This is a genomic window from Methylobacterium komagatae (genome assembly GCF_042661665.1).
GTDB classification, from domain to species: Bacteria; Pseudomonadota; Alphaproteobacteria; order Rhizobiales; family Beijerinckiaceae; genus Methylobacterium; species Methylobacterium komagatae.
The window spans coordinates 4,437,069-4,461,547 of the sequence record NZ_JBHSWN010000001.1; the positions used below are offsets into that span (position 1 = coordinate 4,437,069).

At 69.4% G+C, this 24,479-nt stretch carries 20 protein-coding genes and 5 pseudogenes; 10 read left to right on the forward strand and 15 right to left on the reverse strand.

Annotated features, from left to right (window positions below; all coding sequences use genetic code 11):
- Nucleotides 1-13: 13 nt before the first annotated feature.
- The 3 genes from ACFQE0_RS22025 to ACFQE0_RS22035 are packed head-to-tail and all read right to left on the reverse strand — an operon-like array spanning nt 14 to nt 3,005.
- Nucleotides 14-1,840, reverse strand: coding sequence for a M24 family metallopeptidase (locus ACFQE0_RS22025; protein ID WP_378973442.1), 1,827 nt, complete (start codon nt 1,838-1,840; stop codon nt 14-16).
- A 42-nt stretch (nt 1,841-1,882) separates the two neighbouring features.
- Nucleotides 1,883-2,056: a ribosome modulation factor gene (locus tag ACFQE0_RS22030; protein ID WP_378973444.1), complete on the reverse strand. Its 174-nt coding sequence runs from the start codon at nt 2,054-2,056 to the stop codon at nt 1,883-1,885.
- A gap of 31 nt (nt 2,057-2,087) precedes the next feature.
- A complete protein-coding gene (locus tag ACFQE0_RS22035) occupies nt 2,088-3,005 on the reverse strand; it encodes a 50S ribosomal protein L11 methyltransferase (protein WP_378973447.1) in 918 nt (305 codons plus the stop codon).
- 521 nt (nt 3,006-3,526) lie between these two features.
- Between ACFQE0_RS22035 and modA the strand changes: the two genes are divergently transcribed.
- The 5 genes and pseudogenes from modA (at nt 3,527) to ACFQE0_RS22060 (ending at nt 8,398) form a co-directional block, all read left to right on the forward strand.
- Nucleotides 3,527-4,336 carry a molybdate ABC transporter substrate-binding protein gene (gene modA / locus ACFQE0_RS22040; protein WP_378973450.1) on the forward strand — a complete coding sequence of 270 codons (810 nt, stop codon included), beginning with the start codon at nt 3,527-3,529 and terminating at the stop codon, nt 4,334-4,336.
- A gap of 122 nt (nt 4,337-4,458) precedes the next feature.
- A complete protein-coding gene (modB, locus tag ACFQE0_RS22045) occupies nt 4,459-5,151 on the forward strand; it encodes a molybdate ABC transporter permease subunit (RefSeq protein WP_378975628.1) in 693 nt (230 codons plus the stop codon).
- Nucleotides 5,148-6,259: pseudogene (gene modC / locus ACFQE0_RS22050) on the forward strand (molybdenum ABC transporter ATP-binding protein). Before modB ends, modC begins: the two are co-directional and overlap by 4 nt.
- Nucleotides 6,260-6,374: 115 nt before the next feature.
- Entirely contained in the window at nt 6,375-6,842 is a 468-nt protein-coding gene (locus tag ACFQE0_RS22055) for a TadE/TadG family type IV pilus assembly protein (RefSeq protein WP_378973453.1), read from the forward strand.
- Nucleotides 6,839-8,398 (forward strand): TadG family pilus assembly protein, encoded by a 1,560-nt coding sequence (locus tag ACFQE0_RS22060; RefSeq protein WP_378973455.1) that lies wholly within the window; start codon nt 6,839-6,841, stop codon nt 8,396-8,398. The genes ACFQE0_RS22055 and ACFQE0_RS22060 overlap by 4 nt, the downstream gene beginning before the upstream one ends.
- Nucleotides 8,399-8,668: 270 nt before the next feature.
- Here the strand turns inward: ACFQE0_RS22060 and ACFQE0_RS22065 are convergent.
- The 6 genes and pseudogenes from ACFQE0_RS22065 to ACFQE0_RS22090 all read right to left on the reverse strand — a co-directional run bounded on the left by ACFQE0_RS22065 (nt 8,669) and on the right by ACFQE0_RS22090 (nt 13,005).
- Nucleotides 8,669-9,830: pseudogene (locus ACFQE0_RS22065) on the reverse strand (M20 aminoacylase family protein).
- Nucleotides 9,830-11,050, reverse strand: a complete 1,221-nt coding sequence (locus ACFQE0_RS22070) for a GNAT family N-acetyltransferase (RefSeq protein ID WP_378973457.1) — start codon at nt 11,048-11,050, stop codon at nt 9,830-9,832. The pseudogene ACFQE0_RS22065 and the gene ACFQE0_RS22070 overlap by 1 nt, the downstream one beginning before the upstream one ends.
- A gap of 56 nt (nt 11,051-11,106) precedes the next feature.
- On the reverse strand, nt 11,107-11,412 hold the full coding sequence (locus ACFQE0_RS22075) for a type II toxin-antitoxin system RelE/ParE family toxin (RefSeq protein ID WP_378973461.1): 306 nt from the start codon (nt 11,410-11,412) through the stop codon (nt 11,107-11,109).
- Nucleotides 11,409-11,726 (reverse strand): type II toxin-antitoxin system ParD family antitoxin, encoded by a 318-nt coding sequence (locus ACFQE0_RS22080; protein ID WP_378973463.1) that lies wholly within the window; start codon nt 11,724-11,726, stop codon nt 11,409-11,411. Before ACFQE0_RS22080 ends, ACFQE0_RS22075 begins: the two co-directional genes overlap by 4 nt.
- A gap of 57 nt (nt 11,727-11,783) precedes the next feature.
- Nucleotides 11,784-12,532: pseudogene (locus ACFQE0_RS22085) on the reverse strand (glycerophosphodiester phosphodiesterase family protein).
- Complete coding sequence (locus ACFQE0_RS22090; RefSeq protein WP_378973465.1) at nt 12,529-13,005, reverse strand: RidA family protein; 477 nt, start codon at nt 13,003-13,005, stop codon at nt 12,529-12,531. Before ACFQE0_RS22090 ends, ACFQE0_RS22085 begins: the two are co-directional and overlap by 4 nt.
- Nucleotides 13,006-13,259: 254 nt before the next feature.
- On the opposite strand from ACFQE0_RS22090, the pseudogene ACFQE0_RS22095 reads away from it, so the two are divergent.
- From ACFQE0_RS22095 to ACFQE0_RS22110, 4 genes and pseudogenes are all read left to right on the forward strand, one after another.
- Nucleotides 13,260-14,449: pseudogene (locus tag ACFQE0_RS22095) on the forward strand (acetylornithine transaminase).
- 25 nt (nt 14,450-14,474) lie between these two features.
- Nucleotides 14,475-15,458, forward strand: coding sequence for an ornithine carbamoyltransferase (gene argF / locus ACFQE0_RS22100; protein WP_378973467.1), 984 nt, complete (start codon nt 14,475-14,477; stop codon nt 15,456-15,458).
- Nucleotides 15,459-15,560: 102 nt separating this feature from the next.
- The gene (locus ACFQE0_RS22105) at nt 15,561-16,550 is read left to right on the forward strand and encodes an Hsp33 family molecular chaperone (protein WP_378973469.1); all 990 of its coding nucleotides are present in this window, start codon (nt 15,561-15,563) and stop codon (nt 16,548-16,550) included.
- Between the two features lie 226 nt (nt 16,551-16,776).
- Entirely contained in the window at nt 16,777-18,042 is a 1,266-nt protein-coding gene (locus tag ACFQE0_RS22110) for a hypothetical protein (RefSeq protein ID WP_378973471.1), read from the forward strand.
- A gap of 53 nt (nt 18,043-18,095) precedes the next feature.
- On the opposite strand, the gene speG is transcribed toward ACFQE0_RS22110, so the two are convergent.
- From speG to apaG, 3 genes are read right to left on the reverse strand one after another with little or no spacing between them, the layout of a single operon-like run.
- Nucleotides 18,096-18,662 carry a spermidine N1-acetyltransferase gene (speG, locus tag ACFQE0_RS22115; RefSeq protein ID WP_378973473.1) on the reverse strand — a complete coding sequence of 189 codons (567 nt, stop codon included), beginning with the start codon at nt 18,660-18,662 and terminating at the stop codon, nt 18,096-18,098.
- Nucleotides 18,659-19,828 (reverse strand): acetylornithine deacetylase, encoded by a 1,170-nt coding sequence (gene argE, locus ACFQE0_RS22120; protein ID WP_378973475.1) that lies wholly within the window; start codon nt 19,826-19,828, stop codon nt 18,659-18,661. The genes speG and argE overlap by 4 nt, the downstream gene beginning before the upstream one ends.
- A gap of 55 nt (nt 19,829-19,883) precedes the next feature.
- Nucleotides 19,884-20,276 (reverse strand): Co2+/Mg2+ efflux protein ApaG, encoded by a 393-nt coding sequence (gene apaG, locus ACFQE0_RS22125; protein WP_378973477.1) that lies wholly within the window; start codon nt 20,274-20,276, stop codon nt 19,884-19,886.
- A gap of 224 nt (nt 20,277-20,500) precedes the next feature.
- On the opposite strand from apaG, the gene ACFQE0_RS22130 reads away from it, so the two are divergent.
- Nucleotides 20,501-21,598, forward strand: a complete 1,098-nt coding sequence (locus ACFQE0_RS22130) for a 2'-deoxycytidine 5'-triphosphate deaminase (RefSeq protein WP_378973479.1) — start codon at nt 20,501-20,503, stop codon at nt 21,596-21,598.
- Nucleotides 21,599-21,607: 9 nt separating this feature from the next.
- Here ACFQE0_RS22130 and ACFQE0_RS22135 read toward each other — a convergent pair whose 3' ends face one another.
- The 3 genes and pseudogenes from ACFQE0_RS22135 to gnd form a co-directional block, all read right to left on the reverse strand.
- Nucleotides 21,608-22,711, reverse strand: coding sequence for an HD-GYP domain-containing protein (locus tag ACFQE0_RS22135; protein WP_378973481.1), 1,104 nt, complete (start codon nt 22,709-22,711; stop codon nt 21,608-21,610).
- A 56-nt stretch (nt 22,712-22,767) separates the two neighbouring features.
- Nucleotides 22,768-23,491: pseudogene (gene pgl, locus ACFQE0_RS22140) on the reverse strand (6-phosphogluconolactonase).
- Nucleotides 23,492-23,498: 7 nt separating this feature from the next.
- Nucleotides 23,499-24,479, reverse strand: coding sequence for a phosphogluconate dehydrogenase (NAD(+)-dependent, decarboxylating) (gene gnd, locus ACFQE0_RS22145; RefSeq protein ID WP_378973483.1), 981 nt, complete (start codon nt 24,477-24,479; stop codon nt 23,499-23,501).

Here is a 24,479-nt window from a genome sequence, read left to right on the forward strand (position 1 = left end):
GATTGGGGCCGCATCATGCGTCGAGCGGGGCCGTCGCCGTCTCCAGCCAGTCCCGCGTCGGCGCGTTGAGGAGCGGCGCCAGCGCCTCGCGCACCCGCGCGTGGTAGGCGTCGATCCAGGCGCGCTCGCTCGCATCGAGCAGGGCCGGTTCGATGAGACGGCGATCGTAGGGAACGAGGGTCAGGGTCTCGAAGCCGAAGACCGGCCGCTCCCCGCCCTCCACCGCGCGCGGCTCCACGAGGACGAGGTTCTCGATGCGGATGCCGTAGCGTCCGGCTGCGTAATAGCCGGGCTCGTTCGAGAGGATCATGCCCGGCTCCAACGCCACGGTGCCGGTCTTGGCGATGCGCTGCGGCCCCTCGTGCACGGAAAGGAAGGCGCCGACGCCGTGGCCGGTGCCGTGGTCGAAATCGAGCCCGGCCCGCCACAGGGGGAGACGGGCCAGCGCATCGATCTGCGCGCCGGTCGTGCCCTTGGGGAACATCGCGCGGGAGATGGCGACATGGCCCTGCAGCACGCGAGTATAGCGGTCCCGCATCTCGGGGGTCGGTTCGCCGATGGCAAGCGTCCGGGTGATGTCGGTGGTGCCATCGGGATATTGCGCGCCGGAATCGACGAGGAACAACTCGCCTGCGCCCACCGCGCGGTCGGTGTCCCGCGTCACCCGGTAATGGACGATGGCGCCGTTCGGGCCCGAGCCGGAAATGGTCGGGAAAGACACGTCGCGCAGGTCGCCGCCCGCCGCGCGGAAATCCTCCAGCGCCTCCACGGCGGCGATCTCGGTGAGGTCGCCCGAGGCCGCCGCGCCGTCGAGCCAGGCCAGGAAGCGCACGACGCTCGCCCCGTCGCGCAGGTGGGCGGCGCGGGTGCCCGCGATCTCGGCCCCGTTCTTGACCGCCTTCATGGCGGTGATCGGGTCCTTGCCGACATCGACCGTGCCGCCCGAGGACTCCACGCGCTCCTTCAGGGCGACCGCCCCCGTCGCCCCGTCGAGGCGCACGCGAGCCCCTGAAAGGGCGGCGATCCCCTCATCGAGGTCGAGGCGGGGGCCGATCTCGGCGACGGGTTCGAGCGCCGCGCGCAAGGCCGGGTCGATCTCGCCCGAGACGAGATAGAGCCGCGCCCGGCCCTCTCGGGGCAGGATCGCGTAGCCCAGCGCCAGGGGGGTGTGGCCGATATCGCCGCCGCGCAGGTTGAAGGCCCAAGCGAGGTTGTGCGGGTCCGAGATCACCAGGGCGTCGCAGGAATCGGCGACGAGCGCCGCTCGCACCCGCGCGAGCTTGTCCGCCGCCGATTCCCCGGCCAGGGCCTCGGGCTGGATCACGACTCGTCCGGCGGGGGGCTTCGGGCGGCCCGCCCAGCAGGAATCGACCGGGTTCTCGGCCAAGGCGCGCAGGGTGCCCCCAGCCTTGGACGCGGCCCGTTCCAGGCGGGCGACACCGTCCGGCGTGTGCAGCCACGGATCGTAACCGAGCACCCGGTCCCGGCCGAGATGCTCGGCGATCCACGCCTCGGCATTGCTCTCCGCGAGAGGCACGACGGTGATCAGGCCGGTATCGACCTGCGCGGGCGCCTGGAGGGTGTAGCGCCCATCGACGACCAGCGCGGCGCTGTCGGCGAGGATCACCGCCGTGCCGGCCGAGCCCGTGAAGCCGGTGAGCCACGCGAGCCGCTCGGCATTGTCGGGGACGTATTCCGATTGATGCTCGTCGGCGCGGGGGACGACGAAGCCGTCCACCCCCGCCTCGCGCAGGGCAGCGCGGAGGGCGGCGATCCGCTCGGGCCCCTTGCGGTGGCCAGGATCGTCGAAGGTCTGGAAGCGGCGGCGGGGCTCGGTCATGGCGCGAACCTATCGCCCGGGGCCACCCTCGGGCAACGGAGGTCAGGACGCGTCGGGCACCCGAGCGGCGGGTATCCCGTCATAGCCTTCGAGCCATTCGACCCGCTCGCGCGATTCCGCCGGATAGGGGCAGGCATCCTTCGGGCGGCCATGGGTGCGGGCACGGGCGCCCTCGGCGATCGGATCGGGGGTCTCGGCGGCGGGAGAGTCGGTCATGTCCCTTGAGATGAGGGGCCTCGCCGGGGGTTCAACGTCTCCGCGGCGCCGCGCCGCCCCGGCGCAGGACGAGATGCACCCACCCCTCGATCACTCCGCGCTTCGAGAGCGCGAAGCCCTGATGGCGATAGGCCGAGAGCACGCCCGGCACGTCCCGCTCGATCAGGCCCGACAGGACGAGCGTACCGCCCTCGGCCACGACCCGGGACAGGCTCGGGGCGAGCATTCGCAGGGGCTTGGCGAGGATGTTGGCGAAGACGAGATCGAAATGGCGGCTGCGGTCGGCCATCCGGTGCCGGGTTCCGGCTGCATGGTAGAGCTTCAGCCATGGTCCCAGCCCGTTCAGCCGGGCATTCTCCCGCGCGGTGATCACCGCCTCGACATCGAGATCGCCCGCCACCACCGGCTGGCGCAGGTCCTTGGCGGCGGCGAAGGCGAGGATGCCCGTGCCGGTGCCGACATCGAGCACATGGCGCGGGCGGCGGCGCTTGCGCTCGGCCACCAGGGCGCGCAGGCAGCCGAGGGTGGTGCCGTGATGGCCGGTGCCGAAGGCGAGCGCGGCTTCGATCTCGATGGCGAGATCGTTCGTCCGCCGTACCTCCCGGTCGTGGGCGCCATGGATCAGGAAGCGGCCCGCGCGCACGGGCTTCAGCCCTTCCAGGGACGCGCGCACCCAATCCTGCTCGGCGATGGTGCGGAACTCGGCCTCGTCGGCCTGCGGGCCGATCACCGGCCGGATCAGTTCGCGGATGAAGGCCTCGTCCGGCTCGTCGGCGAAATAGGCTTCGAGCCGCCACGTCTTGCCGTCTGCGTCCTCGAAGGCCGCGACCGCCGTCTCGGTCGGATCGAACATCTCGCCGAGCAGGTCGGTCATGGCCCGCGCCGACTTCTCGTCGGTGTCGAGGCGCAGGATGTGAGTCGGTCGGTGGGGAGGCAGACCTTCGAGCATGGTCGTCCTGTTAGCGCGCCTGCTCGATCTGTCACAGGGGCCTGCGCAAAATCGGGCCAAGAGTGGGGCATGTGACGGACAGGGCTGCGATTCTTTCGCAACGCTGCCCAGGATTGCGGCATCGTGGTCGCCCGTTGATCAAATGAGCCGGGAACTGCCGCCCGAGGTCGACGTTTTCGGGGGCTTCGGCACGAAATCGTTCAAGGGAAGAGTAAAAGTGAAGCGTTCGAGTCGTCCCCTCCCTGGCCAGACCGGCCCGCATGGGCCGATCGTTCTCGCGCGGAACCCGAATCGCCGCCGCGATGCGCGCTTTGGGGCGCCGCTGCCCGATTCGCCATTACCGGGCCGCCTTCTGGTCGCCCTCAGTCGCCTCCACCGGGCCGAAACCGCCCCGCCTCACGCGAATGGTTCCTCGCGGGATGAGGCCTGAGCCGACTTGACCCCTTGCCGGAATCCCAACCGGTCTTAAGATGACCGCCATAGCCGACTGGATATAACGGTCGGCACGGAAGGGTCCGGCCATGGCGATCACACGGCGCATCTGGCTCGCGGCGGCGCTCTCGGCGTTGCCGCTGGCATCGAGCCTCCCCGCACGGGCGGCAGAGCCTGTGGTGGTGTTCGCCGCCGCGAGCCTCAAGAACGCCCTCGACGAGGCCTCCGCCCTCTGGACGAAGGATGCGGGCAAGGCGGCGCCACGGATTTCCTATGCGGGCTCGAACGCACTCGCGAAGCAGATCGAGGCGGGCGCACCGGCCGATCTCTTCGTCTCCGCCGACGAGGCGTGGATGGATTACGCGGACAAGGCCGGGGCCATCCGGCCGGACAGCCGCTTCAATTTCCTGCGCAACACATTGGTGCTGATCGCCCCCGCCGACGGTTCGGCCGCGTCCGGGGTGAGCCTCGTTCCCGGTCTCGGCCCGAACCTCGCCAAGGCGCTGGCGGGGGGCAAGCTCGCCATGGCGAATACCGAGGCGGTTCCGGCGGGGAAGTACGGCAAGGCCGCGCTCGAAAAGCTTGGCGGCTGGGACGCCGTAAAGGTGCAGGTGGCGCAGGCCGAGAACGTGCGCGCCGCCCTGCTTCTCGTCGCGCGAGGCGAGGCACCCTTGGGCATCGTCTACGCCACCGACGCCGCTGCCGATCCGAAGGTGAGGGTGGTCGCCACCTTCCCTGCCGACAGTCACCCGCCCATCGTCTACCCGGCGGCCCTCATCAAGACCTCCGCGAACCCGGATGCCGGGGCCTTCCTCGCCTTCCTGAAGAGCGCTCCTGCCCGCACCTCCTTCGAGCGCCAGGGCTTCACAGTGATCGGCGCCCCCGGCGGCGGACTGTGAGGCCGAGAGAGGCGGCCCTTCAATCCCATCCTCGCCCGGATCCTTCGAGGCTGCTTCGCCGCGCCTCAGGATGCGGTAGGTGAGGGGATCCTGTTGGCGGTGGCAGTGAAACAGACCCCATGATGCTCGGCCTCGGCCCGGAGGAGTGGCAGGCCGTCCTTCTCAGCCTGAAGGTGGCGGCCTGCGCCACGATCGTCTCCCTACCTCTGGGGCTCGGGGTCGCGTGGTTGCTCGCCCGTCGCCGCTTTCCCGGCCGGGCGCTGCTCGACGGGCTCGTCCATCTGCCGCTGATCCTGCCCCCCGTCGTCACGGGCTACCTCTTGCTCCTGGCCTTCGGCCGTCGCGGCGTGTTCGGCGCAGCGCTGGCTGAACTCGGAATCGTTTTCGCCTTCCGCTGGACTGGCGCGGCCTTGGCCTGTGCGGTGATGGGCTTTCCGCTGATGGTGCGGGCGATGCGCCTCTCCATCGAGGCGGTAGATGCCCGCCTTGAGCATGCGGCCGGGACCCTCGGAGCTTCGCCGCTCATGGTGTTTCTCACGGTGACCTTGCCGCTCAGCCTGCCGGGCTGCCTCGCGGGGGCCGTGCTCGCCTTCGCCAAGGCGATGGGCGAGTTCGGGGCGACGATCACCTTCGTCTCGAACATCCCCGGCGAGACGCAGACCCTTCCGTCCGCGATCTACACCCTCACCCAGGTGCCGGGCGGGGAGGGGGCGGCGCTCCGCCTCACCCTCGTCTCGGTCGCCCTGTCGATCGCGGCGCTTCTCGCCTCGGAGGCCCTGGCGGCCAGGGCCGGGCGGCGGCTGGGGGCCGGATGAGCTCTGAGCCCGCCATCACCGTGGATGTCCGCTTCCACCGGGGAGATTTCAGCCTGGAGGCGGCGTTTTCCGCCGGGCCCGGGCTCACGGCCCTGTTCGGGCGCTCCGGCTCGGGCAAGACCACGCTGATCGATCTGATCGCCGGCCTCGCGCGGCCCGAAAGGGGCCGGATCGTGGTGGCGGATCACGTCCTCGTCGAGACGCAGAGGCAGCTGTTCCTGCCACCCCATCGCCGCCGGGTCGGGGTGGTGTTTCAGGATGCCCGGCTATTCCCGCATCTCACCGTCGCGCAGAACCTCGCCTATGGCCGGGTCTTCGCACGCCTGCCCCATGACCGCGCGGAATTCGCGGCCGTCACGGGCATGCTCGGCATCGAAAAGCTCCTCACCCGCCAGCCCACCGGACTCTCGGGAGGCGAGCGTCAGCGGGTCGCCATCGGCCGTGCCCTGCTGGCGCGGCCCCGGCTCCTGCTCATGGACGAACCGCTGGCCGCCCTCGACGACGCCCGCAAGGCCGAGATCCTTCCCTATATCGAGCGGTTGCGCGACGAGGCGGGGGTGCCGATCGTCTATGTCAGCCATTCCGTCGCGGAGGTGGCACGGCTTGCCGCCACCCTGGTCGTGCTCGACGGGGGCCGGGTCGCGGCCTCCGGCCCCGCCGAAGCGATCCTGCGCCGGGCGGACCTGATCCCGCTCCACGGCGAGCCCGGTGCGCTGCTCGACATGGTGGTGGAGGGCACGGACGAGGCCAGCGGCCTCACCCGCCTCGTGGGCCGGGCGGGGCCCCTGCTTGTGCCAGACCTCGCCCGCTCCGTCGGCACGGCGGTCCGCGTGCGGATCCCCGCCCGCGACGTGCTCGTCGCGACCCAGGTCCCACGGGGGCTCTCGGCTCGCAACGCCCTTCCGGGACGGATTGCCGCACTCGTCCCAGCCGGGGCGGGCGTCCTGGTCGAGATCGACTGCGGGGGGCGATCCTACTCGCCCAACTCACGGAGGCCGCTGTACGCGATCTCGCCCTCGCACCGGGACGGGAGGTCCTGGCCATCGTCAAGAGCGCGGCCTTCGACCCGGCCGGTTTCGGCACGACCCGCCCGACCGTCGCGATTTGACGCGGTTTTCGGGTTCCGCCGCTACAACCTTTAGGCGAGGATACAACCATAAATTAGGATTCGGATTCCACTCTGGGTTGTATAACGCCCAGGTGGCGGCGGCTGGAGCCGACCGATGCGAGTATCCGGCCGACCTTTCGGAAGCCTGAAATCTGCTCAAAACCGCTTGCGCGGGTGGAGCCGTTGCCGGCGAGGCGGATCGGCGGTCGAGTTCGCGCTGATCGCTCCCATGCTGCTTGCCATGGTTGCGGGCATTCTCACCTTCGGCATCCTGCTCGGTGCGGCGCACAACCTGCGGTTGGTAACGGCGGAAGCTGCCCGCGCGTCGATCGCCGGAGTCACCGATGCCGAGCGCGCTACGATCGTGCGGGATACGGTCACGCGCAGCCTCGCCAACGGAGCGATGTTCCGGCCCGGCAGCGTCTCCGTGCAGGTCGGCACGGATGCGACCGACCCGAACGTCACGGTCGTGACGGTGACCCTCGATGCCACCACCCTCGGCCTCGGCCTGTTCTCGCGCCTGCTCCCGTACCTGCCGAATGTGATGTCGAGCACGGTCACCGTCCGACGGGGCGGCCTGTGAAAAGCGCGCGACTTCTCGGCCGGATCGCGGAGCGATGGGGCTTCGCGCGGGCGAAGGGTGGCAACGTCGCCATCCTTGTGGCGCTGAGCTCCACCATGATCATGGGCGCTGCCGCCGTAGGCATCGATCTCGGCGTCGCGGTTCACATGAAGCGCAAGGCGCAAGGGGCGGCCGATGTGGCGGCCATGCTGGCGGCCGTCGATCTCGCTCACGCCGACCCCCTGGCACGCCGCTCACTGGCCGATAACGGCTTCGGCAGCGCGGCGGCGACGGTGAGCCTCGGCACCTACGATTCCACCGCCGCCATCGGCGCGCGCTACACGGATGGCGGCGGGTCCGGCAACGCCGTGCGCGTGAAGCTCACCGCCGCCGCGCCCGCGACCTTCGCCCGCGTCATCGGTTTGCCGGGAACCGTCCCGGTCGCCGTCACGGCTACGGCCGCGACGGCGCAGTTCGCCGCCTTCACCGTGGGGTCGGGCATCGCCGCCATCGATGGCGGCATCGCTAATGCCGTTCTCGGTTCCCTGCTCGGGGTGAAGCTGTCCCTGCGGGCCGTGGATTACGACGCGCTGGCCGGCGTCCGGGTCGACGGCTTGCGCGTCCTCGACGCGCTGGGGGCCAGCCTCGGCCTTCAGGCCGCGGGCTACACGCGGATCCTTTCGAGCAACGCCAGCCTCGGCCAGATCATCATGGCTTTGCGGGTCGGCGCACAGGGCAACAGCACTGCCGTCGCGGCGCTCACCTCCATCCTCAATGCCATGCCCAACCCGGGCAACCTCGTGCCCCTCACCCAACTCGACGCCCTGGCCGACGCGGTATCGGTGGCACCGGGGCCGGGCCTGCCCGGGCCCTCGGAGCCATTGATGAGCCTCCTCAGCGCCGCAGCCTCCATCGCCAACGGCCAGAACCAGATCGCCCTCGATCTCGGCGTTGCGGTACCCGGCCTGCTCTCGACGAAGCTGACCCTCGCCATCGGCGAGCGGAAACGCAGTTCCGGCTGGGTCCGACCCGGCACCGCCAACGCCACGGTGCGCACGGCGCAGACGCGTCTCCTGCTCGAGACGACGCTCGCCGCGCCCCTTGGGCTCGGCCAATTGAACCTGCCGCTCTTCGTGTCGGCCGCTCCGGCCAAAGGCACCCTGCGCAGCCTCACCTGCGGCTCATCCGGCCGTCAGGTGGTGATTGACGGCCAGACCGGTCTCGCAACGCTGGCCATCGCCGAGATCCCGCGCAGCGCGATCAACACGGGGGATCTGGGGCCCGACCTGTCGCAGCCTGCGACGCTTCTGGCCCTGCCGCTCATTCGGGTGACGGGACGCAGCCAGCTCGTTCTCGGCACGAACACGCAGTCCCTGACCTTCAACGAGGCCGACATCGCCGCCTTTCGGGTGCGCAGCATCGCCTCCGGCGCCATCGCGCAGTCGCTGACGAGCAGCCTGCTCGGGAGCCTCGTCCTGTCGCTCAACGGGCTCGGGGTCACCCCCTGTTACAGCCCGCCCTGTCGGCAACCCTCTTCGCGGCGGCTCCGGCCCTCGATCTCGTCCTCGGCTCGGTGATGAAAGTGCTCGGCCTGCGCCTCGGCTATGCCGATTACGGCATCGACGGCACCCTCTGCGGGCAGGCCGTGCTGGTACAGTGAACCGAGGCTCAGCCGATCTGCGTCAGGAGGGTGAGCGCGCCGAAGATCAGCACGGCGGCCACCGAGATTCCGAGCAGGATGAGGCTCGCCCGCGATTCCCGCATGTCGGCCGACATGGCGTCTCCCCCTTATTCTTCTCCGCCGGGAAGTGTCCCACCCGCCCCGCGTCCTGTCGAGTCCGTCCCGCTCACGCAGCGGTACGGCGCTCCACCATCCGCGCCAGGAAGGCACTGCCGATCGGGATGATCGAATCCTCGAAATTATAGGCGGCGTTGTGCAGGCCCGCGCCCGGTCCCGCTCCGAGCCAGACATAGGCGCCGGGCACGCGCATGGTCATGTCGGCGAAGTCCTCGCTACCCATGCGCGGAGTGGCGTTGGCATCGACATTCTCGGACCCGAGCAGTTCGGCGGCGACCTCGGCGGCGGCGGCGGCCTGCTCCGGCGCGTTCTCCAGCACCGAGAACACGTCCCGCAGATCCACCTCGATCTCGGCCCCGTAGGCGGCCGCGAAGCCCGCCGCCAATTCGCGGATGCGCGTGCCCGCGAGCTTGCGCACCTCCGCATCGAAGGTGCGGACTGTGCCCGCCATCTGCGCCGTCTCGGGAATGACGTTGTAGGCTGAGCCCGCCGTGATCTTGGTGATCGACAGCACGATCGACTTCAGCGGATCCGCGTTGCGCGAAACGATGGATTGCAACGCCTGGGCGAGGCCGGTGGCGACGATGATCGGATCGTTGCCCCGATGAGGCTGCGCCGCGTGGATGCCCCGGCCCCGGATGCGGATGTCGAAGAAGTCCGCCGCGGCCATGATCGGGCCGGGGCAGAGCTTGATCTGCCCGAGGCGACCGCCCGGCTGGTTGTGCAGCCCGTAGATCTCGTCGCAGGGGAAGCGCTCGAACAGCCCGTCCTTCAGCATGGCGCGGGCGCCGCCCAGCCCCTCCTCGGCGGGCTGGAAGACGAACACCGCCGTGCCGTCGAAATCGCGAGTCTCGGCGAGGTAGCGCGCGGCGCCGATCAGCATGGTCGTGTGCCCGTCATGGCCGCAGGCGTGCATCTTTCCGGGCACGGTCGAGCGGTAGGGGAGGTTGGTCTCCTCCTCGATGGGCAGGGCATCCATGTCGGCGCGCAGGCCGATCCGGCGACCGTTGTCGCTGCGCCCCTTCAGGAGACCGACCACCCCCGTGCCGCCGATTCCGCGATGGACCTCGCAGCCGAACGTCTCGAGCAGGTTCGCCACGATGCCGGAGGTGCGCACCTCCTCGAAGCCGATCTCGGGATGGGCATGCAGATCCCGGCGCAGGGCCGTCGAGCTCCGCGGAATAGCCCTGAATGCGCTCGATCGGATTCATCATGCCTGCTCGTCGGATGTGCCGCGCCGGAAGGGCGTGAGAGTGTCGAGGACATCGACCGCCTCGGCCACGTGGGCGCGCTCGCGCTGCAAGTAGTCGGCCACCGCCTTCCGCAGGGACGGATCGGCGATGTCGTGGGCTGAGTGCATCAGAACCGGGCGGTAGCCGCGGGCGAGCTTGTGCTCCCCCTGCGCCCCGGCCTCGACCCGCTTGAGCCCATGCGCGATCGCGAAATCGATCGCTTGGTAGTAGCAGACTTCGAAATGCAGGAACGGGTGGTCCTCGACGCAACCCCAGTTGCGTCCGTAGAGCGCCGTGTCGCCGATCAGGTTGATGGCGCCCGCGATGTAGCGGCCCTCGCGCTTGGCCATGATGAGCAGCACGCGGTCCGCCATCCGCTCGGTGAGCAGCGAGAAGAACTTCCGGTTCAAGTAGGGGCGGCCCCATTTGCGGGCCCCCGTATCCATGTAGAACCCGTAGAAGGCATCCCAGACCGCCTCGGTGAGGTCGGTTCCGGTCAGATGCTCGATGGTGATGCCGGGGAGCAGAGCGTCGCGTCGCTCCCGCTTGATCGTCTTGCGCTTGCGGGAGGAGAGGGCAGCGAGAAAATCCTCGAAGCTCGCGTAGCCGTCATTCTCCCAGTGGAATTGCTGATCGGTGCGCTTGAGGAAGCCCGCCGCCCCGGCGCGCTCCCATTCGGCCTCGCGCATGAAGGTGACGTGGATCGAGGAGGCCTCGACCTCGCCGCGCAGGGCGCGCAGGCCCGCGACGAGGCCGGCGGTCGCCTCGTCCGGATCGGCGCCGGGGGCGATGAGGAAGCGCGGCCCCGTCACGGGCGTAAAGGGCACGCTCACCTGCAGCTTCGGATAGTAGCTGCCCCCCGCCCGCTCAAACGCGTCGGCCCAGCCGTGGTCGAACACGTATTCGCCCTGGCTGTGGGATTTCAGGTAGCAGGGCGCGGCGGCCAGGAGCGTGCCCTCGCGCTCCACCACCACATGCACGGGCAGCCAGCCAGTGCGGCGCGAGACGCAGCCCGATTCCTCCAGCGCCGAAAGGAAGGCGTGGGTGACGAAGGGATTGTGGGTCTCGTCCCCCGCCGCCAGGGTCTCGGGGGAGAGGGCGCAGGCGTCCCAGGCTTGCGCACCGATCTCCTTGAGCCCCGGAAGGGCTCTCACCGTGAGGGGGGCGGCGTCCGGCGGCGGCGCGGAGGCTTGCTTCATGCCCGCCAGTCTAACGGCCGCCGGGGACGGGGCAAGCGGCGGATCGTTGCAGGGGTTCAGTCGGGCGCAAACAAGATGGCTTCGATGTCCCGCGCGCCGCGAAGCACACGCAGGACGTCGATTCGAGGGGTAGCTTCCTCCACCCGGTAGAAGATCAGGTAATCGCCGAACGGACGCCGCCGGATACCGCTGGCTTCATGGCCGGGCAGGGGTGGGTAGCCCTTGGGCATATCGCCCAGCGTCACGCAACGGGCCTCCAACTCGGCCACGAAACTTGCGGCACGGGTGGGGTTGTTCCGTCCGATGTATCTGCCGATGTCGATAAGGTCTTCGATCGCCCGCTTGGAGAGGACGACCTTCACGCAGTCTTATCCTCGTCAACGATGCCAAGGGCGGCTCGGACGCGAGCGAAGGCTTCGCCGACCGGGACGAGCCTGCCCGCTTCGGCATCCGCCAAGCCTTCGGCCAAGGCGGCATCGAGAGCTTTCAGCCGCGCGGAGCGGTCGTGCTCTGCCAGATACCGCGCGCGGACCAGATCGCGGATGTACTCACTCGGCGTCGCAAACGCCCCGTCGCGCACCTTGTCCCTGACGAACTGCTCCAGCTCTTCTGTGAGCGTGACGGTCATCTGTCCGCGTGGAGTGGGCATGAACGCCTCCTCGGCATTCAATGCCACACAGTGAAAATCACTGTCCACTGTTAGATGAGAGGTCCCCGCACCGATGAATGCCCCTCAGGGCACGAATCCCTCGAACACCATCTGATCCGCATGCGCCTGCGCGTGCGCCCGCTGTTCGGGCGTGCGCACCGTCCAGGCCATCACCGGGAGCCCCGCGAGGAGGCGGCAGAGATGGGTCGGGGCGCAGGGTAGATCGTTCACCCGCCAGGAGAGAAAATCCGGCCGCGTCTCGTCGAAATGGAGGAGGTCGCGCAGGCTGCGGCGCTTGCTGTCGGTCATCGTGGCGTAGACCGGGTCGTCCTGGTTCGTCTCCGCGACGATCCCCCTCGGGATGCGCGGTGGCAGGCCCTCGCGCAGGGCGGCGACGATCTCGGGATCGAAGGATTTCAGCGCGACGGGTCCCTGAGAGGCGGCGGCGATCTCGGCGGTACGCCGGGCGAGACGCAGGTCGCCGTCATAGGCCGACTTGATCTCCACGATCACTGGCACGGCGCCCGCGACGGCCGCGAGGAACTCCTGCAAGGTCGGGATGCGTTCGGACGAGCCGGCCACGGCGAGCCGTCCGAGATCCGCCGCCGGGGTGTCGCTGACCCGCTCGGTCGCCCCGGTCAGTCGTCCGAGGGCGGCGTCGTGGAACACCATCGCCTCGCCATCGGCGCTGATCTGCACGTCGCACTCGATCGCGAAGCCCCCGCCACGGCCGCGTGGGCGGCGGCGAGGGTGTTCTCCGGGCGGCCCGACGCGCGGTCGTGCAGCCCGCGATGGGCGATCGGCCGGGCGGTGAGCCAGCCGAAGCCGGTCATCCCTTGACCTCGAAGATCGCCTCGACCTCGACGGCGGCGTCGAGGGGCAGCTCGGCCACGCCGACGGTGGAGCGGGCATGCCGTCCGCGATCGCCCAGCACCTCGACCATCAAGTCCGAGGCGCCGTTCATGACGCCGGCTACCGCCGAGAAGCCCGGCGCGCTGTTGATGAAGCCGCCGAGGCGCACGCACTGGACCACCGCCCGGTCGAGGTCGCCCACCGCCGCCTCGAGCTGCGAGAGCAGGTTGAGGGCGCAAAGCCGGGCGGCCTCCTTGCCGGCTTCGGCCGAGACGTTGCTGCCGACCTTGCCGGTATGCTCGGGCGCAATCTTGCCGTCGGCGCCGAAGCAGACCTGACCGGAGATCACCACGAGGCTGCCAGTCCGCACGAAGGGGACGTAATTCGCCACCGGCGCCGCCGCCTTGGGCAGGCTCAGACCGAGGGAAGCCAGACGTTCCTTGACCGTGCTCATGCGGATGTTCTCCCAACCGAATCCGCGCGCTCTGGAACACGGGGAGGGTGGCGCGCGCAAGGGGCGGGGGCCTGCGCGGCCAAGCGCCTTCCGGCGTTAAACAGGGCTGGGTCGCACGTGGCACAGGTCCCGCAAGACCCTTGTGCGATTGACAGCACCGGTCCGATTCATAGTAATCGCGCGCGTGCCGCCCGGTGACCGAGGCGGCCTTTTCATTTGGTGCCGCCGACCCCTCGCGCGACGGAGACCGGAACGTGACATCCGCCCTTCTGCCGAACTACGCCCGGGCTCCGCTCGCGTTCGAGCGAGGCGAAGGCCCATGGCTCGTCACGCAGGACGGGCAGCGCTACCTCGATTTCGGGGCGGGCGTCGCCGTCAACGCCCTCGGCCATGCCCATCCGCACCTCGTGGCGGCCCTCGCCGAGCAGGCGGCCAAGGTCTGGCACGTCTCGAACCTGTTCCAGATCCCCGAGGGCGAGCGGCTCGGCCGCCGCCTCGTGGAGGCGACCTTCGCGGAGGTCGCCTTCTTCTGCAACTCGGGGGCCGAGGCCAACGAGGCAGCGATCAAGATCGCGCGGAAGTATCACGCGGCGGGCGGTCACCCGGAGCGCTACCGGATCGTGACCTTCGAGGGCGCGTTCCACGGGCGCACCCTCGCCACCCTCGCGGCGGGCGGGCAGCAGAAGTACATCGACGGCTTCGGCCCCAAGGTCGATGGCTTCGATCAGGTGCCGACCGGCGATTTCGCGGCGCTCGAGGCTGTGATCGGCCCCGAGACGGCGGCCCTGATGATCGAGCCCGTGCAGGGCGAGGGCGGCGTGCGCGTCATCCCCCCGCCGATCTGCGCCGCCTGCGTGAAATCTGCGACCGGCATGGCCTCCTCTTGATCATGGACGAGGTGCAGACCGGCATGGGCCGCACCGGCAAACTGTTCGCCTATGAATGGTCGGGCATCACGCCGGACATCTTGAGCGCGGCCAAGGGCATCGGCGGCGGCTTCCCGCTCGGCGCCTGCCTCACCACCAAGGAGGCGGCGCGCGGCATGGTCGCGGGCAGCCACGGCTCGACCTTCGGCGGCAACCCGCTGGCGATGGCGGTTGGCAACGCCGTGCTCGACGTGGTCCTGTCGGAGGGGTTCCTCGATCGCGTCGCCCATACCGGGCTCGTGTTGAAGCAGAAGCTCGCCGCCCTGCGGGACAAGCACCCGCAGGTCATTGAGGACGTGCGCGGAGAGGGGCTGATGATCGGCCTCAAGCTCGGCGTGCCCAACACCGAATTCGCCGCGGCGGCACGGGAGGCTCACCTCCTCGTGATCCCGGCCGGCGACAACGTCGTGCGGCTGATTCCGCCGCTGATCGTCACCGAGTCGGATGTCGACGAGGCGGTCCGGCGGCTCGATGCCGCCGCGACCGGTTTCGAAGCGCTGCGCGGGGCGGCCGAATAAGGCGCCGCCGGAAAGTCCCTACCCCATGACCTCGAAGACCAACGGCCGGGCCAAGGCCCCGGCCAGTCCCGGCGGCGTTTCCGCCCAGACCCGCCACTTCCTCGACCTCTCGGATTTCTCCGGGCCCGAGATCCGCCGCATGCTCGATTCCAGCGCCGCCATGAAGGCCGCGCGCCGGAAGGGCGAGCGCTCGGCTGACCGGCCACTCGTGGGCAAGACCCTGGCCATGGTGTTCGACCGGCCCTCGACCCGCACCCGCGTCTCCTTCGACGTGGCGATGCGCGAGCTCGGCGGCGAGACGCTGATGCTCACGGGCTCCGAGATGCAGCTCGGTCGCGGTGAGACCATCGGCGACACGGCGCAGGTGCTGTCCCGCTTCGTGGACGCGATCATGATCCGTATCCTCGACCACGGGCAGATGCTGGAACTGGCCGAGCATGCCACCGTGCCGGTGATCAACGCCCTCACCAAGCACTCGCATCCCTGCCAGATCATGGCCGACGTGTTGACCTTCGAGGAGCATCGCGGGCCGATCAAGGGCCGCACCGTCGCGTGGTCCGGAGACGCCAACAACGTGCTGGCGAGTTGGGTCCACGCTGCCGCCCGGCTCGACTTCACCATGAATGTCGCCTGCCCCCCGGAACTGGCGCCGCCCGCCTCTCTCATCGCCTGGGCGAAGCGCGAGGGCGCCCGCCTCAACGTCACCACCGATGCCCGCGCAGCGGTGGATGGCGCGGATGCGGTGGTCACCGATTGCTGGGTCTCGATGGGCGACGACGACGAGAGCCACCGGCACAACCTGCTCTCGCCCTACCGGGTCGATTCCAAGCTCATGGCGGCGGCCAAGCCCGACGCGATCTTCATGCATTGCCTACCTGCCCACCGGGGCGAGGAGGTGACCGCCGAGGTGATGGACGGGCCGCAATCGGTGGTGTTCGACGAGGCCGAGAACCGGCTGCATGCGCAGAAGGGTATCCTGGCCTGGTGCCTTCAGGCGCACGAAGCGTGACGCGATCCCGGGGGCCCCGCCTCTGGACCCCGCCTGAGGGGCGCAGCCCTTTGGGAACCCCATGCCGAGTCACCATATGACGGGGGTATCCACGGAGAGACCATGACCGCAGGAAACGAGACCCCCAGCGTCGATGACGCGGTGCTGCCCTTCGCCGTCGAAGCCCTCGATGTGCGCGGACGGGTGGTGCGGCTGGGGCCGTCCATCGACACGATCCTGCGCCGTCACGGCTATCCCGATGCGGTGGCCCGGCTGCTCGGCGAGGCTGCGGCGCTCACCGTGCTGCTCGGGGCGTCCCTGAAGTTCGAGGGGCGGTTCCAGCTCCAGACCAAGACCGATGGCCCGGTCGAGATGATCGTGGTCGACTTCGAGGCGCCCGACCGGCTACGCGCCACGGCGCGGTTCGACGCGGCGCGGGTCTCGGCCCTCGGGACCGGCCCGGTGCGCGATGCGGACCTGATCGGCAACGGCCATCTCGCCATGACCATCGACCAGGGTACGGCGGCGAGCCGCTACCAGGGCGTGGTGCCGATGGAGGGCCAGAGCCTCGAGGAGGCGGCGCACCAGTATTTCCGGCAATCGGAGCAGATCCCCACCGTCGTGCGCCTCGCCGTCGCCGAATCCCTGGGTGAGGCAAGCGGGGCGTGGCGGGCGGGCGGCCTGATCGTGCAGTTTCTGCCCCAGTCCACCGACCGGGCGCGCCTCGCCGACCTGCCGCCTGGCGATATCCCGGAGGGCCATGTCCATCTCGGCGAGGGTGCGCCGGAGGACGATGCCTGGGTGGAGGCACGCTCGCTGGCCGCGACCATCGAGGACCACGAACTCGTCGACCCCAACGTGACGAGCGAGCGGCTGCTCTACCGTCTGTTCCACGAGCGCGGCGTGCGCGTCTTCGATCGCCAGCCGGTGCACGAGACCTGCCGCTGTTCCCGAGAGCGGGTGATGGGCATGATCCGCTCCTTCAGCCCGGAAGAACGGCGGGACATGGTGGCCGATGACGGACGCATCGTCATCACCTGCGAGTTCTGCTCGCGCCGCTACGACCTCGATCCGACAGAAGTCGAGGCGGAGATCGCGAGCAACGCAGGCTGAGCCGTATCGGGGAGGAGCCTTGCTCCTTCCCTCGACCTCAGCATCTTTGCTTGCTCCGCGAAGACAACAGAGAGCTAGACTACGCAGAACTGGCCGTTATGGCCAAGCTTACCTCGCGTAACGCTCAAGTTCTCGCAAGTGTTGCATCATTTTCTGCATGCGAGAGCTTGAACCGTTTGTGCGCCCTCAGCGTTGCGAAGCATAATTTTCGACGTGAGGGAACCCCATGACTCAATTCACCACGCGACTGTCCGTGAGCCTTGCCGCGCTTCTGCTCAGCACGTCGGTCTATGCCCAGCAAGGCATGGGCGGCGAGCGCGGTGGCGCCGCCGGCGGACAGGGTGGCCGCCCCGAGGCCGGTATGAAGGCCGAGGGCGGTGCCAAGACGGGCGGCAATACGGGCGCGATGTCCGGCACCTCGTCGCAGCAGGGTATGGGCGGCGCCGACCGTCAGGCCGATCGTCAGTCGGGCGGCCAGATGGGTCAGGGCCGCGAGGGTGCGAAGGCGGATCGCTCGGCCGACCGCAATGCCCAGGGCGCCGACCGTGACCGCTCCGCTGCCAACGGTCGCAACGGCGAGCGCGACAACGACCGGACGGCTCGCAACGGCAACGACCGTGGCGAGCGCATGGGCCGCGACCGCCGCGACGGCGACCGGGCCGAAGGGCGCAGCGAGTTTCGTGGCAGCCGCACCCAGATCGACAGCCGCAGCGCGCGCTTCGAGGGTGGCTTCCGGCGCGAGGGCCGCTTCGTGTTCATCGGCGGCCAGCGGGTCGTCTACGGCTCGCCGGAATACCGTCGCCTGATCGTCGAGCATCGCGGTCCGCGCGAGCGTTACGTGGTGATCCGTGGCCAGCGGGTCGTGTACGGCTCGCCGGAATATCGCCGTCTCGTCAGTGTCCGTGAGGGCGGCACCCGCACGCGCTACGTGACCATCCGCGGTCAGCGCGTTCTGTACGGGTCGCCCGAGTACCGTCGCCTCGTCAGCATCCGCGAGACCGGCCCGAGCGAGCGTTGGGTGGTGATCCGCGGCCAGCGCGTGCGTTACGGCTCGGCCGAGTACCGTCGTCTCTCCGGCGGTGTGGTCGGAGCGAGCTTCGGCACCGAAACCCGCGCCGGAATCCGCAGCGATCGCGAGCGCAGCAGCTTCCGCAGCGAGCAGAACCGTCGCGGCGACGTCCAGGCTCGTGGTGAGAACCGCGGCGAGAACCGGGGTGACATGAAGCGCGACGCCAAGAGCGATATGAAGAACGACGGCGCCCGCAATGCCGGGATGCGCGGCGAGGGTGATCGCCAGAACAACATGCGCAACGTCTCCGACCGCGACAACGGCGGTCAGCAGGGTGGCATGGAGCGCGGCAATCGCGGCAATGGTGGCGAGATGCAGCGCGGCGGTCGTGGCGGCGCCGAGGGCGCTGGCATGAACGCCGGCGGCGGCGCCAACGCGGGCGGCATGAAGGCCGGCGGCGCGGCGGGCGGTCAGGCCCGCTAAGCCCAGCCATTCACGAATAAGGCTGGGGGTCGGGCGAAAGCCCGGCCCCTTTTTTACGTCTTCAGCACGGGCTCGTTTGGATCGCCGCCGCCGCGCGACGACAGGTAGTCCGGCTGGAACAGACACATCCTTATGGCGTCCCGGTAGCGCCCGTTCACGAAGAATTCGTCCTTCAGCACGCCCTCGGGGCGGAAGCCGCAGCGCTCGTAGATGCGCACCGCCCGTTGGTTCTCACGATCGACGTGGAGGTAGAGCTTGTGGATGTTCAGGACGCTGAAGGCGTAATCCATCACGATCCGCGTCGCGCGCCACGCATAGCCATGTCCCTGGAAGGACGGGTGAATCGCGATCTGGAATTCACAGCGGCGATGGAGATGGTTGATCTCGACCAGCTCGATCAACCCCGCCGGCTCGCCATCCGGTGCGGCGACGATGAAGCGACGCTCGGTCTGGTTGTGGATGTTGCGCTCGTAGAGTTGCTGCAGTTCGGCGAAGGATTCATAGGCCTCCTCGAACCAGTAGCGCATGATGCTGTCGTTGTTGTTGAGCTGGTGCACGAAGCGCAGATCCTCGCGCTCTAGTGGCCTCAGCTTCACATGCTCGTTGGCCCGGATGGTCATGCCGCGCACTCCGCGATCAGCCTTCGCAGGAAGGCTTCGCCCGCTGCCAGGGCGTCGAGGGTGATGAATTCGTCGGGTTGGTGCGCCTGGGCGATATCGCCGGGACCGCACACGACGGTCGGAATCCCCGCAGCCTGGAAACGTCCCGCTTCCGTGGCGTAGGGCATGGCCACCGTCCGGTTGCGCCCGGCGATCCGCAGGGCGAGGCGTTCGGCCTCCGAACCCGGATCCGGCGCGAGACCGGGAATATCCACCTCCTCCAGCGTGTCGATGCGGCCGTATTCGCCGTAGCGGTTGAGGCGGCGCGTGGTGACCTCGTCCACGGCCTTGGCGAACAGGGCCGGTATCTCGCGCGGATCGAGATCCGGAAGGCCGCGATACTCCCAATGGAACCGGCATTCCCGCGCCAGGATGTTGCGGGCGGTGCCGCCCTGAATTGTCCCGACATGGATCGTCGTGGCGGGCGGGTCGAACCGGCCGGAGGGATCGCCCCGCTCGATCATCCGGTCGGCGATGCGGTTGAGGGCCGCGACGAGATCACAGGCAGCCGAGACCGCGTTGGCGCCGAGTTCCGGCCGGGAGGAATGCGCCTCGCGGCCATGGACCGTGGTGAGGCAGGTGACGATGCTCTTGTGCGCGTCCGCCACGTCGAGGCCCGTCGGCTCGCCGACGATGCAGGCGCCGGGGCGGGGCACGTCCTCGCCGAACCGGGCGATGGCATCCATCGGCCCGAGGCAGGTGGTCTCTTCGTCGTAGGAGAGGAGCAGATGGATCGGCCGTGCGAGATCGGCGGCGAGCATGTCCGGCACCAGGGCCAGCGCGGTCGCGCAGAAGCCCTTCATGTCGACCGCGCCGCGCCCGTAGGCCCGGCCGCCCGCGACGCGTAAGGTGAAGGGGTCGGACGTCCAGGGCTGTCCCGCCACCGGCACCACGTCGGTATGGCCCGAGAGGACGATGCCGCCCTCGCGCTCGGGGCCGATGGTGGCCAGGATCGCGGCCTTGGTGCCGCTCGCATCGGGGAACCGACGGACGGGCACGCCCCATCCGTCCAGATAGGCGCAGACCGCATCGATCAGCGCGAGGTTGGATTTGTCGCTTTCGGTGTCGAAGGCGACGAGCCGTGCCAGCATCTCGAGCGGTGTCAGCCGCTCGCCGTTCGAAGCCATGATCCCTCCGGGGCCGCCCGTCTCACGCGCTCCCCGACGGTTGGCGAGGCTGGCTTCAGTGGAGGCTGCGGCGGACGTGCGGGCTATCGAGCGAGAAGGCGGGAATCTCGGCCTCGAAGCTCTCGCCGGCCACGGTCGCCATGGTGTAGCTGCCGGCCATCAGCCCGTCGGGAGTCGTGAGCGGGCACCCGCTCGTGTAGCAGAAGGACTCGCCGGGCTCCAGAACAGGCTGCTTGCCGACCACGCCGACGCCGCGCACTTCCTGGCAGGCGCCGCGCCCGTCGATGATACGCCAATGGCGCGAGCGGAGCTGCACCTGTTCTTCGCCGTTATTCACGATCTCGACCGTGTAGGCAAAGAAGTAGCGGCTCTCGTTCGGAGAGGATTCCTCCTCCACGAAACGCGGCTGCACCGTCACGCTAATTCCCCGGGTCTCGGCCGTGTACATTGCCTTACATGGTCCCTCGAGACTGGCGACTCGACGATGACGGCTTTCGCCGCATCACGCTCTTGGTGGTAGTTGGCGCGTGAATCGGCGTCAATTGCGGCGGATTACGTCGCAGCGCGAGCCTGGGTTCCGCCCACGTTCTGCACTGCACGCATTAAATCCGCCTTAGGGCCGTTGGCGGACAATGAGGGGCGCGGTCGGCCGCCGCGCGACGGGAGCGGACGATGCAGGCGGGCGCGAATTCGATGGGGGAGGGCATCCTCCCGGCCCAGGCGATCGACGCGCTCACCCGCGCGGGGGGCATCCTGCCCGCCACCCCGTTCGCGCCGGACCAGATCCAGCCCGCAAGCCTCGACCTTCGCCTCGGGCAGCGGGCCTACCGGGTGCGTACAAGCTTCCTGCCCGGCGCATCGCGCAGCGTCGAGACCTGCGTCCAGCACCTGTCTTTCCACGCCATCGACCTGCGGCCGGGCGCGGTGCTGGAAACGGGCTGCGTCTACATCGCGGAATTGCAGGAAAGCCTCGCGCTCCCCGCCGATCTCGCCGCCTCGGCCAACCCCAAGAGCTCGACCGGCCGGATCGACGTGTTCACCCGCGTGATCACGGACCGGGCCGAGGCCTTCGATCAGGTGGCGCCGGGCTATTCCGGGCCGCTCTATGCCGAGATCTCGCCCCGGACCTTCCCCGTCCTGGTGCGGACGGGTTCGCGCCTCTCGCAGATCCGTTTCCGCCGGGGCCAGCCCCGTCTCGGCGAGGCGGACCTCGCTGCCCTGCACGCGCGCTCGCCCCTGGTGAACGTCGCCTCGCCCTCGCTCCAGGGCGGGGTGGCGGTCTCGGTCGACCTGGCGGGCTTCGACGGGCTGATCGGCTACCGCGCCAAGCGCCATACCGGCCTCGTGGATGTCGACGCTCCGGGCAAACACGGCATCGACGCCTTCTGGGAGCGCCTGCCCTCGGACGGCAGTGCGAGCCTGATCCTCGACCCTGGCCAGTTCTACATTCTCGCCTCGAAGGAGGCGGTGCAGGTTCCCCCGGACCATGCCGCCGAGATGGTGCCGTTCGATCCGCTGGTGGGTGAGTTCCGCGTCCATTACGCAGGCTTCTTCGATCCCGGCTTCGGCCATGCCGAGGCGGGGGGATCGGGGGCACGGGCGGTCCTGGAAGTACGCTCCCGCGACGTTCCCTTCCTGCTGGAAGACGGTCAGATCGTCGGCCGCCTCGTCTATGAGCGCATGGCCGAGAAGCCCGCCACCCTCTACGGGGCCGGTGCGGGCTCGAACTATCAGGCGCAAGGGCTGAAGCTGTCCAAGCACTTCGTGTGAAACGAGGGCTTACCCCTGCGACACGGCCCGCCCGAAGGAATGGACGAGGGCCATGTCGAGCTTGCCCTCCATGCCGCGCATGACGGCGAGGGCCTCCTCGGTCGGCATCGGCGCGCGATAGGGGCGGTGCTCCACCAGCGCCGCGTAGATATCGCAGACGGTGATCAGGCGCACGATGTCGGGAATCGCGTCGCCTGACAGACCATCGGGATAGCCGCTGCCGTCGAGCAGTTCGTGATGGTGCCGGACCACGGCGAGGATCGAATCGTCGTAGCCGCCCGCCTCCACGAGGATGGCGTGGCCGAGTTCGGCATGTGTGCGCATGATCGCCCGCTCCTCGGCATCGAGCGGCCCGGCCTTGTTCAGGATGGCAATGGGGATACGCGCCTTGCCGACATCGTGGACGAGGGCAGCCCGCACCAGATGCTCGCGGTCGCGTCGGCTGAAGCCGAGTTCGATCGCGAAGGTCGCGGCCAAACCCGCCACGAGCAGGCAATGCTGATAGGTGGCGTCGTCGTAGGCGCGGACCGTATCGAGCCACGCCCCGAGCCCGGCCTCGCCGACCGCCCCGAGGATCGGGTCGAGCCCGTGCTCGACGAGCATCGGATCGACCTTGCCCGTGAGCCGGGCCGAATCGAGCATCCCCGCCAGGACGGCCCCGGCCTCGTCGGCGGCCTGCGCGATCACCGCGCTGCGTCCCTGCTGCCGGGTGCTCCGGACGAGGTCGGGGAGGGGGCTTTCCAGATGCGCGCGCATCGCTTCCGCCACCTGATCGGCGGGCGTATCGACCGGAAGGCTCAGGCAGGCGCCCAGGCTGCGGGCGACGGAGAGGCTGCGCTCGCCGAGGTCGCGCATCAGGAACAGGCGCGGCAGATGCGGCGCCTCGGCGATGAGCGCGCGCAGGCCGCGCAACTGCAACGGTTGCAACAGATCGAGATCGGCGACGAAGCCGATACAGTCGCCAGCAGGCGCCACGGCGGCCGCATCGCGCACGTGGCAGGGGGCGATCTCCCCCAGCGCCCGCACGAGGTCGAGGTGCTGACCGGGCCGGTCGGTGAACAGGACGAGCGTACCCAGGCGCGGCGCCTTTGAGGAAGCGGCCGGCGACGACATTCGCCAGCCTCGATGGGCGACGCTACCCCATCATCCTTAAGCGAGGGTAGTGGCGTCTACCCCACCGCCGCCTCATCGAGCAGCCACGCCACCTGAGCGCCGCGCACATGCCCGGCGGGCAGATCCTCCCCGGCGGCGAGGCGGCCGAGCGGCGCCCGCTTGCCCTCCCCAGTAACGAGAAACAGCACGTGCCGCGACGAGAGCAGGGCGGGCCGGGTCAGGCTGATGCGGGGCACGAAGGGGGCGAGGCCCGCATCGGGCACGGCCACGACAAGGGCGTCGCTCTCCCCCGCCTCCGGCTTGCCCGGGAACAGGGAGGCGGTGTGCCCGTCCTCGCCGAGGCCGAGAAGCACGAGGTCGAACAACGGTCTGGCGGGGTCCAGCGTGTCGGCGCCGTAGAAATCCAGCAGCGTCCGCTCATAGGCCCGCGCTCCGGCCTCGAGCCCCTCGTCCGAGGGGATGAAATGCAGATGGGTCGGCGGGATCGGGCTGCCGTGGCCGAAAGCCTCGCGCACCATGCGCACGTTGCTGCGCTCATCGTCCCACGGCACGGCGCGGTCGTCGCCGAAGAACCAGTGGATCTGGGTCCATGGCACCCGCGCGGCATATTCGGGCCCGGCGAGGAGTTTGTAGAGGCGCTTCGGCGTCGAGCCGCCCGCAAGGCAGATCGCGATGCGCTCCCCCCGCCTCGCCGCAGGCGGCGATCAGGCGCTCGGCGGCCTCGCGGGCCACCGCGTCAGCATCGGGCAGGACATGCGTTCCGTCCGGGTGCGTCGCCATGCAATCCTCAAGATTTCTTGGGTTCCTGGTGGCCGCCGAAGCCCTTGCGCATCGCGGAGAGAAGCTTGTCGGCGTAGGAGGCGTCCTCACGAGAGCGGAAGCGGCGATAGAGGGCGGCCGAGAGGACGGTGGCCGGGACGGCCTGTTCCACGGCGGCGTTGATGGTCCAGCGGCCCTCGCCGGAATCCTCGACCCAGCCGGAGAAATCTTCGAGGCTCTCGTCACCCGCCAGAGCCTGGGCGGTGAGGTCGAGGAGCCAGGACGAGACCACGCTGCCCCGCCGCCAGACCTCGGCTATGTCGCCAAGGTTGAGGTCGAAGCGCCGTTCCTCCGGCAGGGACTCGGCGTTGGCGTGGCGGAGGATGTCGAACCCCTCCGCATAGGCCTGCATCAGCCCGTACTCGATGCCGTTATGGACCATCTTCACGTAATGGCCCGCGCCGGTCGGCCCGGCATGGATGTAGCCCTGCTCGGCGCGGGGGTCGCGTCCCTCGCGGCCCGGCGTGCGCGGCACGTCGCCGATTCCCGGCGCCAGGGTTGAGAAGATCGGATCGAGCCGGTCCACGGCCGACTTATCGCCGCCGATCATCATGCAATAGCCGCGCTCCAGGCCCCAGACGCCGCCGGACGTGCCGACATCGACGTAGTGGATGCCCTTGCCCTTGAGTTCCTGGCCCCGGCGCACGTCGTCGCCGTAGAAGGAATTGCCACCGTCTATGATGCAATCGTCGGACTGCATCAGGGATCCCAGCGTCTGTACCGTTTCCTCGGTGATCGCGCCCGCCGGCAGCATCACCCAGGCGGTGCGGGGCACCTCGAGCTTCGACACGAGGTCTTCGAGGCTCGTTGCGCCGGTCGCGCCTTCCTTCACCAGCGCCTCGACGGCTTGCGTGTTCCTGTCGAACACTACCGCCGTGTGCCCGTCCCGCAGCAGCCGCCGGACGATGTTGCCGCCCATCCGGCCGAGGCCGATCATGCCGAGTTGCAT

Excerpts from the sequence above, each read along its gene's own strand:
- ACFQE0_RS22025 (WP_378973442.1), bottom strand. The coding sequence starts at position 1,840 with ATGACCGAGCCCCGCCGCCGCTTCCAGACCTTCGACGATCCTGGCCAC.
- ACFQE0_RS22030 (WP_378973444.1), bottom strand. The coding sequence starts at position 2,056 with ATGACCGACTCTCCCGCCGCCGAGACCCCCGATCCGATCGCCGAGGGC.
- ACFQE0_RS22035 (WP_378973447.1), bottom strand. The coding sequence starts at position 3,005 with ATGCTCGAAGGTCTGCCTCCCCACCGACCGACTCACATCCTGCGCCTC.
- modA (WP_378973450.1), top strand. The coding sequence starts at position 3,527 with ATGGCGATCACACGGCGCATCTGGCTCGCGGCGGCGCTCTCGGCGTTG.
- modB (WP_378975628.1), top strand. The coding sequence starts at position 4,459 with ATGCTCGGCCTCGGCCCGGAGGAGTGGCAGGCCGTCCTTCTCAGCCTG.
- ACFQE0_RS22055 (WP_378973453.1), top strand. The coding sequence starts at position 6,375 with ATGCGAGTATCCGGCCGACCTTTCGGAAGCCTGAAATCTGCTCAAAAC.
- ACFQE0_RS22070 (WP_378973457.1), bottom strand. The coding sequence starts at position 11,050 with ATGAAGCAAGCCTCCGCGCCGCCGCCGGACGCCGCCCCCCTCACGGTG.
- ACFQE0_RS22090 (WP_378973465.1), bottom strand. The coding sequence starts at position 13,005 with ATGAGCACGGTCAAGGAACGTCTGGCTTCCCTCGGTCTGAGCCTGCCC.
- argF (WP_378973467.1), top strand. The coding sequence starts at position 14,475 with ATGACCTCGAAGACCAACGGCCGGGCCAAGGCCCCGGCCAGTCCCGGC.
- ACFQE0_RS22105 (WP_378973469.1), top strand. The coding sequence starts at position 15,561 with ATGACCGCAGGAAACGAGACCCCCAGCGTCGATGACGCGGTGCTGCCC.
- ACFQE0_RS22110 (WP_378973471.1), top strand. The coding sequence starts at position 16,777 with ATGACTCAATTCACCACGCGACTGTCCGTGAGCCTTGCCGCGCTTCTG.
- speG (WP_378973473.1), bottom strand. The coding sequence starts at position 18,662 with ATGACCATCCGGGCCAACGAGCATGTGAAGCTGAGGCCACTAGAGCGC.
- argE (WP_378973475.1), bottom strand. The coding sequence starts at position 19,828 with ATGGCTTCGAACGGCGAGCGGCTGACACCGCTCGAGATGCTGGCACGG.
- apaG (WP_378973477.1), bottom strand. The coding sequence starts at position 20,276 with ATGTACACGGCCGAGACCCGGGGAATTAGCGTGACGGTGCAGCCGCGT.
- ACFQE0_RS22130 (WP_378973479.1), top strand. The coding sequence starts at position 20,501 with ATGCAGGCGGGCGCGAATTCGATGGGGGAGGGCATCCTCCCGGCCCAG.
- ACFQE0_RS22135 (WP_378973481.1), bottom strand. The coding sequence starts at position 22,711 with ATGTCGTCGCCGGCCGCTTCCTCAAAGGCGCCGCGCCTGGGTACGCTC.
- gnd (WP_378973483.1), bottom strand. The coding sequence starts at position 24,479 with ATGCAACTCGGCATGATCGGCCTCGGCCGGATGGGCGGCAACATCGTC.